Annotated in this window: 14 protein-coding genes; 6 read left to right on the top strand and 8 right to left on the bottom strand. The window is 70.1% G+C overall.

What is annotated here, in order from left to right; all coding sequences use genetic code 11:
- Positions 1 to 248: 248 nt before the first annotated feature.
- Positions 249 to 686 carry a MarR family winged helix-turn-helix transcriptional regulator gene (locus OG293_RS17280; protein WP_405999687.1) on the bottom strand — a complete coding sequence of 146 codons (438 nt, stop codon included), beginning with the start codon at positions 684 to 686 and terminating at the stop codon, positions 249 to 251.
- Positions 687 to 876: 190 nt separating this feature from the next.
- Here OG293_RS17280 and OG293_RS17275 point away from each other — a divergent pair, with 190 nt between their 5' ends.
- The 3 genes from OG293_RS17275 (at position 877) to OG293_RS17265 (ending at position 3,704) form a co-directional block, all read left to right on the top strand.
- Entirely contained in the window at positions 877 to 2,427 is a 1,551-nt protein-coding gene (locus OG293_RS17275) for a DUF2252 domain-containing protein (protein WP_405999686.1), read from the top strand.
- Positions 2,428 to 2,460: 33 nt separating this feature from the next.
- Positions 2,461 to 3,294: a J domain-containing protein gene (locus tag OG293_RS17270; RefSeq protein WP_405999685.1), complete on the top strand. Its 834-nt coding sequence runs from the start codon at positions 2,461 to 2,463 to the stop codon at positions 3,292 to 3,294.
- 65 nt (positions 3,295 to 3,359) lie between these two features.
- Positions 3,360 to 3,704 carry a rhodanese-like domain-containing protein gene (locus OG293_RS17265; RefSeq protein ID WP_405999684.1) on the top strand — a complete coding sequence of 115 codons (345 nt, stop codon included), beginning with the start codon at positions 3,360 to 3,362 and terminating at the stop codon, positions 3,702 to 3,704.
- A 47-nt stretch (positions 3,705 to 3,751) separates the two neighbouring features.
- Here OG293_RS17265 and OG293_RS17260 read toward each other — a convergent pair whose 3' ends face one another.
- From OG293_RS17260 to paaA, 6 genes are all read right to left on the bottom strand, one after another.
- Positions 3,752 to 4,909, bottom strand: coding sequence for an acyl-CoA dehydrogenase family protein (locus tag OG293_RS17260; RefSeq protein ID WP_405999683.1), 1,158 nt, complete (start codon positions 4,907 to 4,909; stop codon positions 3,752 to 3,754).
- Between the two features lie 179 nt (positions 4,910 to 5,088).
- The gene (locus OG293_RS17255) at positions 5,089 to 6,141 is read right to left on the bottom strand and encodes a 2Fe-2S iron-sulfur cluster-binding protein (RefSeq protein ID WP_405999682.1); all 1,053 of its coding nucleotides are present in this window, start codon (positions 6,139 to 6,141) and stop codon (positions 5,089 to 5,091) included.
- Positions 6,142 to 6,633, bottom strand: coding sequence for a 1,2-phenylacetyl-CoA epoxidase subunit PaaD (gene paaD / locus OG293_RS17250; RefSeq protein ID WP_406003623.1), 492 nt, complete (start codon positions 6,631 to 6,633; stop codon positions 6,142 to 6,144).
- A gap of 107 nt (positions 6,634 to 6,740) precedes the next feature.
- Entirely contained in the window at positions 6,741 to 7,472 is a 732-nt protein-coding gene (gene paaC, locus OG293_RS17245) for a 1,2-phenylacetyl-CoA epoxidase subunit PaaC (RefSeq protein WP_405999681.1), read from the bottom strand.
- On the bottom strand, positions 7,469 to 7,759 hold the full coding sequence (gene paaB / locus OG293_RS17240; protein ID WP_405999680.1) for a 1,2-phenylacetyl-CoA epoxidase subunit PaaB: 291 nt from the start codon (positions 7,757 to 7,759) through the stop codon (positions 7,469 to 7,471). The genes paaC and paaB overlap by 4 nt, the downstream gene beginning before the upstream one ends.
- The gene (paaA, locus tag OG293_RS17235; protein ID WP_405999679.1) at positions 7,756 to 8,721 is read right to left on the bottom strand and encodes a 1,2-phenylacetyl-CoA epoxidase subunit PaaA; all 966 of its coding nucleotides are present in this window, start codon (positions 8,719 to 8,721) and stop codon (positions 7,756 to 7,758) included. The genes paaB and paaA overlap by 4 nt, the downstream gene beginning before the upstream one ends.
- 113 nt (positions 8,722 to 8,834) lie before the next feature.
- Between paaA and OG293_RS17230 the strand changes: the two genes are divergently transcribed.
- From OG293_RS17230 to OG293_RS17220, 3 genes are read left to right on the top strand one after another with little or no spacing between them, the layout of a single operon-like run.
- Positions 8,835 to 9,875, top strand: a complete 1,041-nt coding sequence (locus OG293_RS17230) for a DUF5819 family protein (protein WP_405999678.1) — start codon at positions 8,835 to 8,837, stop codon at positions 9,873 to 9,875.
- Complete coding sequence (locus OG293_RS17225; protein WP_405999677.1) at positions 9,872 to 11,065, top strand: HTTM domain-containing protein; 1,194 nt, start codon at positions 9,872 to 9,874, stop codon at positions 11,063 to 11,065. The genes OG293_RS17230 and OG293_RS17225 overlap by 4 nt, the downstream gene beginning before the upstream one ends.
- A gap of 45 nt (positions 11,066 to 11,110) precedes the next feature.
- Positions 11,111 to 11,881, top strand: coding sequence for a TrmH family RNA methyltransferase (locus OG293_RS17220; protein WP_405999676.1), 771 nt, complete (start codon positions 11,111 to 11,113; stop codon positions 11,879 to 11,881).
- A 291-nt stretch (positions 11,882 to 12,172) separates the two neighbouring features.
- Here the strand turns inward: OG293_RS17220 and paaN are convergent, their stop codons facing one another.
- On the bottom strand, positions 12,173 to 13,849 hold the full coding sequence (paaN, locus tag OG293_RS17215; protein WP_405999675.1) for a phenylacetic acid degradation protein PaaN: 1,677 nt from the start codon (positions 13,847 to 13,849) through the stop codon (positions 12,173 to 12,175).
- Positions 13,850 to 13,927 lie beyond the last annotated feature (78 nt).

Raw genomic sequence — 13,927 nt, 5'->3', positions numbered from 1 at the left:
CACGGGCCCGGGGCGGCGGAGTTCCGCAGGGGGCGGTGCCAGGACGTCACGTAGGCCAAGTGGGCGATGTTTCACGTGGAACATCCACGTTGCCTGTTTCACGTGAAACGTCCGCGAAGGGGCCCTCCCCGGGCGTTCGTTCGATGGGTGATGCGTCTGGCCTCAGGGGCCAGTTCTGAGGCGTCAGGAGTCAGGAGCTGAGCCAGGAGTCAGGTCAGAGGCGCCGGGAGGCCCGGGGCCGGGCCCGCTCAGTGTGCCGTCGGGCCGGACGCGTTGTAGCGCAGGAGATACGAGGCGAAGCGGCCGAGGTCCTCGGCGGACCAGTCGGCGAGGCGTTTTTGGTAGGCGGCGCGTCGGCTGGCGTGGGTCGATGAGAGCAGTTCGCTGCCGGTCGCCGTCGGGTGCAGCACCTGGACGCGCTGGTCGTCGGGGTCGGGGCGGCGCTCGACCAGGCCGAGTTTCTCCAGCGCGGAGACCTGCCGGCTGACAGTCGATTTGTCGAGCATGTAGTGCGCCGCGAGGTCGGTCGCACGGCATCCCCGCTGGTCGTGGATGTGTGCCAGCAGGGTGTACGAGACGAGCGGCAGTTCGGGGTGCAGACGGGCGGCCGCGGCGCGGGCGCGGCGGGCGAAGGCGGTGAGCTCTCGTTCGATGATGTCGACGGACTCGTCACGGGGTGTCGTCATGGAGTCCTCCTCGATCCTCAGTTGCACAGTACAACGTCTGGCGGGCCGGGGCGCTCCGTGCTTCGTCGGCGCAGGCAGGAGAGTCGCCGAAGGTTATCCACAGGGGGAGACGGCTGTCGGGCGGCGGCGGTACGGTCGTGGGCAGTTGATGTTGTGTCGAACAGGTACGACGACGGGGGGGCAGGACGTCATGGACGAGGCAGAGACGGTGCAGGACAAAGCCGACATGGTGCAGGACAGAGCCGGGACGGTGCGGCAGGCGGAGTCCGGTGGAGCGGAAGCCCGGAGTGAGACCTCAGGCGCGGCTGCGGCCGTGACCTGGGCCGTCAAGGGCCGTATCCCGGTTGTGCCCGGCTTCGCGCGGCGACCTGTGCACGGGGCGGGCGCCACCGCGGATGACGCCAGGTCGCCCAAGCAGATCGGTAAGGCCACGCGGGAACGAGTTCCGCGGGCCTCACACGACTCACTGGTGCTTGGGGCGGCGCGGCCCGACGCGGTTCAGGCCGTCGAGGAGTCCAGCCGTGGCCGAGTGCCGGAGCTCACGCCGATACGGGTGGGCAGGATGGCCGCGTCGCCCTTCGCTTTTCTGCGCGGCTCCGCCGGGCTGATGGCTCACGACCTGGTCGGCACACCTGTCACGGGGGTGAGCGCCCAGATCTGCGGAGACGCGCACGCTGCGAACTTCGGCCTGTACGGCGACGCCACCGGCCGCCTCGTCATGGATCTGAACGACTTCGACGAGACCGTCGTCGGCCCGTGGGAGTGGGACCTCAAGCGGCTCGCCGTCTCCCTGGTGCTTGCGGGGCGTGTGGTGGGCGCGGACGAGACCGTCTGCCGGGCAGCCGCGTTCGACACCGTCGGCGCCTACCGGCGGACCATGCGGCTGCTGGCCAAGCTGCCCGCGCTGGACGCGTGGAACGCCATCGCCGACGAGGAGCTCGTGTCCCACACTGACGCACGGGACCTGCTCGGCACCCTGGAGCGGGTCTCGGAGAAGGCCCGCAACAACACGAGCGCGCGCTTCGCCGCCAAGTCGACCGCCCAGTGCCCCGACGGGGGACGGCGCTTCGTCGACGCGGCCCCGGTGCTGAGGCGGGTCCCGGACGCGGAGGCGGCGGCGGTCGCCTCGTCGCTCGGGGAGTATCTGCGCACGGTGTCGGAGGACCGGCTGCCGTTGCTCGCCCGGTATTCGATCCACGACGTGGCCTTCCGTGTCGTCGGGACCGGCAGCGTGGGCACGCGGTCGTATGTGGTGCTGCTGCTCGACCATCGCGGTGATCCCCTGGTGCTCCAGGTGAAGGAGGCGCGGGCCTCGGTGCTGCTGCCCCATCTGACGGCCGCCGGGTTCACGGCGGGCGACGTGGAGCACGAGGGCCGCCGGGTGGTCCTTGGCCAGAAGCGGATGCAGGTGGTCAGCGACATTCTTCTCGGCTGGACGACCGTCGAGGGGCGGCCGTTCCAGGTGCGCCAGTTCAGGAACCGCAAGGGAAGCGTCGACCCGGCGGAGCTCACGCCCGACCAGCTCGACGACTACGGCCGGATGACCGGTGCCCTGCTGGCCCGGGCTCATGCCCACAGCGCCGACCCCCGGCTGCTCGCCGGGTACTGCGGCAAGAGCGAAGAGCTGGACGAGGCCGTGGCCGCTTTCTCCACGAACTACGCGGACCGTACGGAAGCCGACCACGCGGACCTGCTGGCGGCGATCAAGAGTGGGCGGATAGCCGCTGAGCTGGGGGTGTGACAGGGCGCTGGGTCCCGCCCGTAGGCTGGGCGGGTGACCCAGGATGCAGCTGACGGCCAGACGAGCTCGAACGACCAGGAGCAGGATGCGCAGACGCGGCCCGAGGACCGGCTGGCGAAGGCTGTGCGCGCAGCCGAGCAGGCGCTGATCGAGTTCGAGATCGCGCTGGAGACGTTCCGGGTGGAGGTCGAGAACTTCTCCCGGCTGCACCACCAGAAGCTCGGCCCGATGTACGCGCGCCTGGACGAGCTGGACGCCCAGATCGCGGAGGCCCGAGCCGCCGCCAGCGGGGACCCGGAGGATCTGCGCAAGGCGCAGGAGGCTCGGGCGATGGTGATGCCGATGCCCGGCGTCGAGGAGCTCTTCCACGACTGGATGGATTCCGACGGCCTTTCCCCCGAGGCCGCGGCGATGCTCAACGACCAGCCGGTGCGGGCGCCGAAGCGGGTGCGGCCGAGCGAAGAGGCGCGCAAGCTCTACCGTGAACTGGCCCGCAAGGCGCACCCGGACCTGGCACAGGACGACGACGAGAGGGCCCGGCGCGACGAGTTCATCGCGCGGGTGAATGCCGCGTACGGCCTCGGTGACGCCGACCTGCTGCGCGAGCTCGCCGCAGAGTGGGAGGCCGGGCCCGTGCCCGCCGAGCAGCCGCTCAGCGAGAGCGAAGAGCTCTACGCCCGGCTCGAGTGGCTTGCGCAGCGTAAGGAGTTGTTGACCGCGGTCGCCAAGGAGCTCGAGGAGAGCGCGATCGGCGCGATGCTGCGGATGGCGCCCGAGGACCCCGACAGGCTGCTGGAGGAGATCGCCGAGCAGCTGCTCGCGCAGGTCGCCGAGCGTGAGGCGAAACTGTCCGGACTGGTGCAGTAGGTTTTCTGAGGCTTGTGAAGGCCTAGCGGCCTCGAGAGAGCGTACGTACGAGAGAAGGGTGACCCATGAATTTCGCCCCACTGCCCTCGGTGGACGCCGCGGCGGTACCGACCGACGGCCTGGTGCTGGACGTCCGGGAGAACGACGAGTGGGCGGCCGGGCACGTCGAGGGCGCGTTGCATGTCCCGATGAGCGATTTCGTGGCCCGCTTCGGTGAGGTGACCAAGGCGCTGGCCGATGGCGAGCGGGCGTATGTGATGTGCCGTGTCGGGGGTCGGTCCGCACAGGTCACTCAGTATCTGGTGCAGCAGGGCATCGACGCCGTGAACGTCGAGGGCGGCATGCTCGCCTGGGACGGCGCCGGACGCTCGATGGTTACCGACAACGGCGGCCCCGCGTTCGTCCTCTGAGGATTCCTACGGGGTCCGTGGTTGTGGGCGGCCGACCGACCGGGCCGTCAGCCGAGAGGATGCGCGGCCAGCAGGTCGCCCAGGGCCTCTTCATGGGCGGCGGCCGGACCGAGCGAGAGCTCCAGCTGCTTGGCCCAGGCGTGATAGCGGTGGAGTGAGTAGTCGGTGTCCGCGCCGAAGCCGCCGTGCAGATGCTGAGCGGTCTGGACGACGCGGCGCACGCCCTCCGAGGCCCAGATCTTCGCCACCGCCACATCGCCTGAAACCGGCAGCGGGCCGCCGACTCCGGCGCTCCCCCGCATCGGGGTCAGCCGCCAGGCCGCCTGCCAGAGAGTCGCTTCCATCGCCCGCAGATCGATGTACCGGTCGGCCGCCTGGACGGCGACGGCCTGGAAGGTGGCGACGGGGAAGCCGAACTGCTCGCGCTTACCGGTGTAGGCACTGGTCATCGCGAGCACGCCCTCGCCGAGGCCGAGCGCGAGTGCGCAGGTCCCGGTGGCCAGGAGCTGACGCAGCCACTCCCAGGCGCCCTCGGCGTCGATGAGCTCGCGGTCTTCGATGCGTACGGCAGCGAGGCCGACCTCGGCGAAGCGCTCCCCGCTGGTGGAGATCTGCTCCGCCAGTGTCAGGCCGTGGCGGTCGCGCGGGACCAGGGCGAACACAGCCCGGCCCCCGTCGGTGTGCGCGGGCACGGCGATGCGGTCCGCGGAGTGGGCCCACGGCACACCTGTCTGCACCCCATCGAGCACCCAGCCGTCGCCGTGATCGGTGTCCCGCTGGGCGGCGACGGCGAGCTCGGCGGGGTCGTGTCCGGTGCGGCCGTTGGCGCCGACGCTGAGGACCAGTTCACCGAGGCCGACCCGGGGGAGGATCTCCTCGCTCAGCTCGGCGCCGGCGAAGCGCTCGACGGCCATGGCGACCGCGCTCGACTCCAGCAGCGGCACGCGCGCCAGCACGCGCGCGGACTCGCGCAGGATGAGACAGAGCGCGATTGCGTCGAGGCCCGCCCCGCCGTGCCGCGGAGACAGCACCAGGCTCAGCAGATCCGCGTCAGCGAGCTTTGCCCACAGCGGCCGGTCGAACTCCTCGGCCACCGCGCCCGCGGTGAGCGCGGGGCTCGGTACCCCATCGGGCGCGACGCCCGAGAAGACCGCCTTCGCCGCCTCGACGGCCGCCTGTTGCTCCTCGGTGAAAGTGAAGTCCACTGCCCTGTCCTCCCACGCACCGGCGGCCCGGATCGTCGTCCGACGACCCATGTCATCTGACGGACCGTCAAGATAGAACAGGCTCTTGAAAAAGGACACAGCCTTGAGGAAGAAACGGTGCCTCGGAGGAGACTCCGGAGAAGAACAGTGCGGGAGGTCCGGGATGGCGCTCGGGCTCCTCAGCGGTCGAAGTCCAGCTCCACTTCAGGCGTGGCCGGATGGGACTGGCAGGCCAGCACATAGCCCGCTTCGGTCTCCTCCTCCTCCAGCGCGAAGTTGCGGTCCATCCGCACCCCGCCCGAGACCAGGAATGCCCGACAGGTACCGCAGACGCCGCCCTTGCAGGCGTACGGCGCGTCCGCGCGGCTGCGCAGCACCGTTTCGAGGAGCGACTCCCCCTCCCGCACGGGCCACTTGCCGGACCGGCCGTCGAGGGTCGCGGTCAGTTCGGCGTGGGCAGGCGCAGCCACAGGCCGGCTGGGAGCGGAGCCGTCGTCGACATGGAAGATCTCCTCGTGGATACGGCCACGGTCCACCCCGAGCGCGCGCAGCGCGTGCTCGGCGCCCTGGACCAGACCGAACGGACCGCACAGGAACCAGCCGTCCACGTCCTTCACGGGAAGCAGAGCCGGCAACAGCCCGGTCAGCCGCTCCTGGTCGAGCCGTCCGGACGGCAGGCCCGACTGCTGCTCCTCGCGGGAAAGCACGGTGACCAGCTGAAGACGGTCCGGATAGCGGTCCTTCAGATCGGCGACTTCGTCGAGGAACATCGTCGACGCCGCCGTGCGGTCGCTCCGTATCAGACAGAACCGGGCTTCCGGCTCCGACGCCAGCAGTGTCGCCGCCATCGACAGCACCGGGGTGATGCCGCTGCCGCCGACGACCGCTGCGAAGTAACCGGGGCGCGGGGTGAGGAGGAAGCGGCCCATCGGAGGCATCACCTCGACGGTGTCACCGACGACGAGCTCTTTGAGCGCGTACGTCGAGAACTCGCCGCCGTCGACCAGCCGGATGCCCACCCGCAGTACCGGATCACCCGTCGCCGGGGTGGCCGGGGTACAGATCGAGTACGTACGGCGGATTTCCTCGCCCTCCACCAGTCGGCGCAGGGCGAGATGCTGACCCGGGGTGTGGCGGAAGGTCTCGCTCAGCTCGGGCGGGACCTGGAAGGTGACGGCCACCGAGTCGTCAGTGAGCTGTTCGACCTCGCTGACCCGGAGCGGATGGAACATCTACAACTCCTTGAAGTGGTCGAATGGTTCGAGGCAGCTGACGCAGCGGCGCAGTGCCTTGCAGGCGGTGGAGGAGAATCTGCTCAGCAGTTCGGTGTCGGTGGAACCGCAGTGCGGGCAGCGAACCGAGAGGCTGAGCGGGACGGGTCCTCCTCCGGCCGCGTGCGCGCGGGGCGGGGCTATCCCGAACTCGGCGAGCTTGCGCCGGCCCTCCGCGCTGATGTCGTCCGTCGACCAGGCCGGGGACAGCACCTTCACGACCGACACGTCGGGGATTCCGTGGTCGTGCAGCACCTGCTCGATGTCCGAGGTCATGGCCTCGATCGCCGGGCAGCCGGTGTAGGTCGGGGTCAGTTCCACCTCGACCCTGCCGGGACCGAGGACCTGGACCCCGCGCAGCACACCGAGCTCTTCCAGCGTCAGCACCGGCAGCTCGGGGTCCGGCACGGAGCCGGCGAGCCTGCGCAGTTCCGCTTCGAGCCGGGTCTCCAGCCGTGTTCCGGCCGGCGTCACCGACGCTGCCTCGGCCTTAGTCCCCGCCGTGGTCCCGTGCTCGACCACAGGGGCCTCGGCCACGCCGTGGGCGTGGGGCGAACACCTCACCATGACGCCCCCGGGTGACTGCGGTGAAGATGCTGCATCTCGGCCAGCATCCGCCCGAAGGGCTCCGTGTGCAGACCCTGACGACCCGCGCCCGCCGCCCAGCCACCCGACCGGGGACCTTCGGGCACGGTCAGCGTCGCCCGCTCCAGAACCGCGGTGACACGCTCCAGCCAGGCGGTCTGGAGCCCCTGCCAGTCAACGCCCAGCCCTTCGACCGGCTCGAACATCTCGCCGGTGAACCGCCACAGCGCGTCGCACGCCCCCTGCATCCGCTCGTGGCTCTCGGCCGTGCCGTCGCCCAGCCGCTCGCTCCAGTGCTCGGCGTGGTCCTGGTGGTACGCGACCTCCTTGACCGCTTTTGCGGCGAGTCCGGCGAACGGGCCGCCGTCGGCCGCCAACGCTGCGTACAGCAGCCGTTGGTAGACCGAGAAGTACAGCTGGCGGGCGATGGTGTGGGCGAAGTCGCCGTTCGGCTGCTCGACCAGCTGAAGGTTGCGGAAGGCCCGCTCCTCGCGCAGATACGCCAGTTCGTCCTCGTCGCCGACCATGGAGAGCAGCAGCCGTGCCTGCCCGAGCAGGTCCAGGGCGATATTGGCGAGGGCGACCTCCTCCTCCAGGACGGGGGCATGGCCCGCCCACTCCCCCAGCCGGTGTGAGAGCACGAGCGCGTCGTCGCCGAGGGCGAGTGCCGCGGCGTTCACCGTGGTGGTCCCGGGTGTGGCGGTCACAGGTGCTTCACCCCTTCCGGGATCTCGTAGAACGTCGGGTGCCGGTAGGGCTTGTCGGCGGACGGCTCGAAGAACGGGTCCTTCTCGTCGGGCGAGGACGCGGTGACAGAGGTGGAAGGGACCACCCAGATCGAGACGCCTTCGTTCCGCCGGGTGTACAGGTCGCGGGCGTTGCGCAGGGCCATCTCCGCGTCCGGGGCGTGCAGGCTTCCCGCGTGGGTGTGGGAGAGCCCGCGGCGCGAGCGGACGAAGACCTCCCACAGCGGCCAGTCGGTCGAGCTGCTCATGCCGTCGCCTCCCCGGGCTTCGCGTGCCGTGCTGTGTGCTTCGTGGCGTATGCCGCGGCCGCGTCCCGGACCCAGGCACCCTCTTCGTGGGCCTTGCGCCGCTGCGTGATCCGCTCTTCGTTGCAGGGCCCGTTGCCCTTGAGGACTTCCTGGAACTCCGACCAGTCGATCGCGCCGAAGTCGTGGTGGCCCCGCCCTTCGTTCCACCGGATATCAGGGTCCGGGAGGGTCAGGCCCAGGGCTTCGGCTTGCGGGACACAAATGTCCACGAAGCGCTGGCGCAGCTCGTCGTTCGAATGCCGCTTGATCTTCCAGGCCATGGACTGCGCCGAGTGCGAGGACTCGTCGTCCGGAGGGCCGAACATCATCAGCGACGGCCACCACCAGCGGTCCACGGCGTCCTGCGCCATCTCGTGCTGGGCGGGAGTGCCCTTCGAGAGGGTGAGCAGCAGCTCGTAGCCCTGCCGCTGGTGGAACGACTCCTCCTTGCAGATCCGGACCATCGCGCGGGCGTACGGGCCGTAGGAGCAGCGGCACAGCGGCACCTGGTTGGTGATCGCCGCGCCGTCCACGAGCCAGCCGATCGCGCCGACATCGGCCCAGGTCAGCGTCGGATAGTTGAAGATCGAGGAGTATCTCTGGCGGCCGGCGTGGAGTTTGTCGAGCAGCTCCTCGCGGCTCGTGCCCAAGGTTTCCGCAGCGCTGTACAGGTACAGGCCGTGGCCCGCTTCGTCCTGAACCTTCGCCATCAGGATCGCCTTGCGCCGCAGCGAGGGCGCCCGCGTGATCCAGTTGGCCTCGGGCTGCATGCCGATGATCTCGGAGTGGGCATGCTGCGCCATCTGGCGGACCAGCGTCGCCCGATAGGCGTCGGGCATCCAGTCACGTGGCTCGATGCGCTCGTCGGCGGCCACGGCGGCGTCGAAAACCGCCTCGTACGTATCCGCAGTCACTGCCGTCATCCGGGCCCCCTACCGACCGATCGTTCGGTTCATTGACTTCAATGGTGGGTCGACGGCCCGTAGGGTGTCAACCCTGTGGATAACCGAGGTGGACCGATGAGGATCGGGGCGGGATGGACTCCTACGACGACGAGGACGTCACCGGTGCGGGAGGCCTGAGCGCCGAGCCGTCCGCCGGCCGTGCTCCCGAACCCCGCTCCGGCCAGGCCACCGACCCCCTGGCGGGACCTCGGCAGGAGCCTGCCGCCTGCGCTGTTCCCGCCCCTCATTCCGCGCCGGATGCCGAGTTCCTGCCGGAGTCGGGGCAGGAGGCGGGGCCCCCGCCCGCCCACAGATCCGGGCCCGGGACGCAGCCCGGGAGGAAGCCCGGGGCGGCGCGCGACCCCGTGCAAGAGCACGAGCCGGCACCCGAGCCCACGCCCGAGGCGGTACACCCGCGCGGGCATCAGCCTCACCCTGAGCTCCCACCAGCCCCACCAGCCCCTCCCGTCGCCCGGGGCATCGCGGGGCTCTCGCTTCCCTACCAGGTGGCCGCCGTCGTCTTCCTCGCCGGCGTCGCCGTGCTCGCCTGCGTCCACCTGACCATGGTGTTTCTGCATGTCGCCCCGTCCAACACGGTGACCAAGAAGCACGGTGAGGCAGTGGACAGCTGGGTCTATCCCGAGTTCGAGCAGAACTGGAAGCTCTTCGCACCCAACCCGCTCCAGCAGAACGTCGGCGTCCAGGTGAAGGCTGAGTACACCACCGCGGAGGGCGATCGCGATGCCACCGACTGGATCGACCTGACCGCGCAGGACAGCGAGGCGATACGCGGGAACCTTCTCCCCAGCCACGTCCAGCAGAACGAACTGCGCCGGGCCTGGGACCTCTACATCAGCTCCCACGACAACGAGAACCGCCCCAACGGTCTGCGGGGCCAGCTCTCCGAGACCTACGTCCGTCGCATCGTGATGACGCGGCTCGAAGGGCGCGACCTCGGTGGCCCCGTCGAGCGCATACAGCTCAGGTCGGCGACCCGGTCGGTCAAGGCCCCTGAGTGGAGCGACGAGAATATCGACACCCGCCCCTCCTACCGGGTCCTGCCCTGGTGGACGGTGACCGCCGCCGATCTGTCCGGGGGAGTCCACAACGGCCAAACGGAGGGGGACCGGTGAGCGCCGCGGCCGACCGACGGGTCGCCCGAGCCGTTCAGCGGATCACATCCTTGGCTCTCGGGCCGTACCAGAGCGCCGTCGTGCGGATCGGCTTCTCCGCCACCTGGCTGCTCTTCCTGCTGCGAGAGCTGCCCAACCGCCATGAGATGTACGGTCCCTCCGGCCCGTGGAGCTGGGACATGGCCCGGCAACTCATCGCGGGCAACGACGCCTTCAGCGCTCTCATGTGGTCGGACAGCACGTTCTGGTTCGAGGTCCTCTACGGCGTCGCCGTCCTCTCCAGCGCCCTGCTCATGCTGGGCTGGCGGACCCGCACCATGTCCGTGCTGTTCATGGTCGGCGTCCTGTCCCTGCAGAATCGCTCCGTCTTCATGGGCGACGGCGGCGACAACGTCATCCATCTGATGGCGGTCTATCTGGTCCTGACGCGCTGTGGCCAGGTCTGGTCCCTCGACGCGCGGCGTGCGGCACGGGCCGTCCCGGGCCAGGACCGCGACCGGGCAGGGCCGGCGCTCTGGGTGGTGTTGGGATTCGCCCTGGTCATCGCCACCCTCCTGAACCACACCGGCTGGTTCGTGCTGCTCCTGACCTGGGTGATCTGGGTCGGGCTGGGACTGTGGTGGATGGCCGGCCGGTACGCGCCGTACGGTGAGCCGCGTGCGCTGATGGACGTACTCGCCAACCTCGCGCACAACGCAGCGCTGGTCGTGATCATGGCCGAGGTCTGTCTGATCTACGCCACCGCCGGGTGGTACAAGATCCAGGGCTCGCGCTGGCAGGACGGCACGGCGCTCTACTACCCGCTCAATCTCGACTACTTCACGCCCTGGCCCGCACTCTCCGAGCTCCTCGCGTCCGGCGGTGTGATGGTGATGGTGCTGACGTACGGCACGGTGATCGTGCAGGTCGCCTTCCCCTTCACGCTCTTCAACCGGCGCGTCAAGAACGTCCTGCTGGCGGCCATGATGCTGGAGCACGCGGCCATCGCCGTCCTCCTCGGGCTGCCCTTCTTCTCGCTCGCGATGATCGCCGCCGACGCGGTCTTCCTGCCGACCGTCTTCCTGCTCTGGCTCGGCGGGCGGGCGACACGGGTGCGGACGCGGTTGTTCCAGCGCGGGGAAGCCGTGGGGCCGCGGCAGCGGAGCGGCAGCCAGGACGGGTCCCGGGCACTCGCCGACGAGCCCCACTGAAGTACCCGGAAGTACCCGCGCGATATGCCCACGTAGCCTGAGGCAATGAGCGATGACGATGCCGTGAGGGCCGTACGGCAGTGGGGTGAGGCCGCGCCCGATGCCGTGCTGCTCGACGGCTTCCATGCGCTGAAGCACGCACTTCGTTTCGGAGCGGACGTGCGCGTCGCCGTCACCGGCGACAAGGCCGCCGCGCTGGCGCTCGCGGCGTCGCTCGCCGACGATGTGACGGACCGCATCCGGGATCTTGTCGTGGAGGTGCCCGTCCCGACTCTGCGGGAGCTGGTACCGAGGGTTCACCCCACGCAGGTGGCCGCACTCGCGACCAGGCCAGGGCGTGAGGCGAATGTGGCGAGGCTGGAGAGCGGGCCACGGAGGGCACCGATCGTCGTTCTGGACAACCCGCGCAATCTTGGGAACGTCGGGGCCGTGGTCCGCCTCGCCGCCGGTTTCGGGGCCACCGGTGTGGTCACCACCGGCGATGTGGACCCCTGGCACCCCAACGCCGTGAGGGCGGGCGCGGGTCTCCATTTCGCCACCGCCGTGGAACGGCTTCCTTCCAGCGGCCTTCCGCCAGGCCCTCTGTATGTCCTGGATCCGGAGGGTGAGGACATCAGATCCGTCGCCGTCCCCGATGACGCGCTGCTCGTCTTCGGCTCCGAGCGGCACGGGGTCTCGCCCGAGCTGCGGGGCCGGGCAACCAGGCTGCTGTCGCTTCCCATGCGTCCCCAGGTGTCGAGCTACAACCTGGCGACCAGCGTGGCCATGGCGCTGTTCCACTGGGGCGGTCCCCTGAACGGTCACGACCTCGAGTGAAAGGTCACGACCCCCGAGACGCCGACGGGATCTCCGGCACCGCTGCCGGGCCCCAGCCCCCTGGCAGTCGGCCATGCCTTGAAGGGAGCCCGGGTCCTGGACGGCGAGGCCCAGGCCCGCTTGGACGGTGCGAGGCCTGGTCGTGCACCGACCAGCCCCCCGGTTTGAACCGGGGGGCCCGGCGGGCCGTGACCCCTGGCAGGCCGTGACCCGTACGTCCCACGGGTCACGGCCCGCCCCCTTGGGCTCGACGGGTCCGGGCTGCGTGCCTCCTCGTGGGAGGTTCACCGCTCAGGCCTGGCGGCGGACCTCCACCACCCGGAAGCGGTTCGAGACGAACGCTCCGTCGCACAGGGCTGCGTTCGCCGCCGGGTTGCCGCCCGAGCCGTGGAAGTCGGAGAAGGCCGCTGTCTGGTTGACGTACACCCCGCCGGTCAGGTTCAGCGAGAGCTGCGCCGACTCGTCCAGGCACACGTCCTCGATCGCGCGCTCCGCCTCCTGCGAGGTGGTGTACGCGCCGACCGTCATCGCGCCCTTCTCACGGACTGTGCGGCGCAGCAGTTCCAGCCCGTCCGCCGTCGAGTCCACGGCGACCGCGAAGGACACCGGGCCGAAGCACTCCGACAGGTACACCGCCTCGGCGTCGGACCCTTCCCAGAACTTGCGGGCGCCGTCGAGCTTGACGATGACCGGCGTACGGACGACGGCGTCCGGGAACTCCGGATTGGCGATCTTCCGTGAGGGCAGAGCCACCTCGCCCAGTCCGGCCGCCGAGTCCAGGCGTGCCTTCACATCGGGGTTGACCAGGGCGCCCAACAGGGCGTTCGCCCGTGCGTCGTCGCCGAGGAGGCCGCCGACCGACGCCGCGAGGTCGGTGACCACCTCGTCGTACGACTTGTGGCCGGCGTCCGTGGTGATGCCGTCCCTGGGGATCAGGAGATTCTGGGGAGTGGTGCACATCTGGCCGCTGTACAGGGACAGCGAGAAGGCCAGGTTGGACAGCATCCCCTTGTAGTTGTCGGTGGAGTCGACGACGACGGTGTTGACGCCGGCCTTCTCGGTGTAGACCTGCGCCTGGCGGGCATTGGCCTCCAGCCAGTCGCCGAAGGCGGTGGACCCGGTGTAGTCGATGATCTTGATCTCGGGGCGCACGGCGAGGATCTTGGCGATGCCCTCGCCCGGCTCCTCGGTGGCCAGACACATCAGGTTCGGATCGAAGCCCGCCTCGGCGAGCACCTCACGGGCCACGCGAACGGTGAGGGCGAGCGGCAGCACCGCGCGGGGGTGCGGCTTGACCAGCACGGGATTGCCGGTGGCCAGGGAGGCGAAAAGCCCCGGGTAGCCGTTCCACGTGGGGAAGGTGTTGCAGCCGATCAGCAGGGCGATGCCGCGGCCCGCCGTGGTGAACGTCTTGCGCAGCTCCAGGGGGTCCCGCTTGCCCTGGGGCTTGGACCACTCGGCGGCTGCGGGGGTGCGGACCTGCTCCGCGTAGGCGTACGCGACGGCCTCCAGGCCGCGGTCCTGGGCGTGCGGGCCGCCCGCCTGGAACGCCATCATGAAGGCCTGCCCGCTGGTGTGCATCACCGCGTGCGCGAACTCATGGGTCCGGGCGCTGATCCTCGCGAGGATCTCCAGGCAGACCATGGCGCGGGTCTCGGGGCCGGCCTTGCGCCAGGCGGCCGTGCCCGCGCTCATCGCGGGCAGCAGTACGTCGATGTCCGGGTGGGGATACTCGATACCCAACTCCGGTCCGTACGGCGAGACTTCACCGCCGGTCCAGCCGTCCGTGCCGGGCTGGTCCAGCTCGAAGCGGGTGCCGCGCAGGGCCTCGAACGCCGCGAGCCCGTCGGCCGGCGCGCTCTCGCCGTACGCCTTGGGGTGCTCGGGGTGCGGGGACCAGTAGGCGCGGGTGCGGATCGCCTCGAGAGCCTGGTCGAGCGTGGGCCGGTGGGTCTCGGTCAGCTGCATGAAGGACCAACTCCTCGTCGAGCTGGGCAGGGAAGGAATGACAGAGTTAGAGTAACCGAACGATCGGTCGGTACAAGG

This window comes from Streptomyces sp. NBC_00829, assembly GCF_045161795.1.
Taxonomy (GTDB): domain Bacteria; phylum Actinomycetota; class Actinomycetes; order Streptomycetales; family Streptomycetaceae; genus Streptomyces.
This window is presented reverse-complemented; position numbering and strand designations above follow the sequence as displayed.

Coding starts and splice junctions, on each gene's coding strand:
- OG293_RS17275 (WP_405999686.1), top strand. CDS start 877: ATGGACGAGGCAGAGACGGTGCAGGACAAAGCCGACATGGTGCAGGAC.
- paaB (WP_405999680.1), bottom strand. CDS start 7,759: ATGAGCAGCTCGACCGACTGGCCGCTGTGGGAGGTCTTCGTCCGCTCG.
- paaA (WP_405999679.1), bottom strand. CDS start 8,721: ATGACGGCAGTGACTGCGGATACGTACGAGGCGGTTTTCGACGCCGCC.
- OG293_RS17255 (WP_405999682.1), bottom strand. CDS start 6,141: ATGTTCCATCCGCTCCGGGTCAGCGAGGTCGAACAGCTCACTGACGAC.
- OG293_RS17230 (WP_405999678.1), top strand. CDS start 8,835: ATGGACTCCTACGACGACGAGGACGTCACCGGTGCGGGAGGCCTGAGC.
- OG293_RS17265 (WP_405999684.1), top strand. CDS start 3,360: ATGAATTTCGCCCCACTGCCCTCGGTGGACGCCGCGGCGGTACCGACC.
- paaN (WP_405999675.1), bottom strand. CDS start 13,849: ATGCAGCTGACCGAGACCCACCGGCCCACGCTCGACCAGGCTCTCGAG.
- OG293_RS17220 (WP_405999676.1), top strand. CDS start 11,111: ATGAGCGATGACGATGCCGTGAGGGCCGTACGGCAGTGGGGTGAGGCC.
- OG293_RS17280 (WP_405999687.1), bottom strand. CDS start 686: ATGACGACACCCCGTGACGAGTCCGTCGACATCATCGAACGAGAGCTC.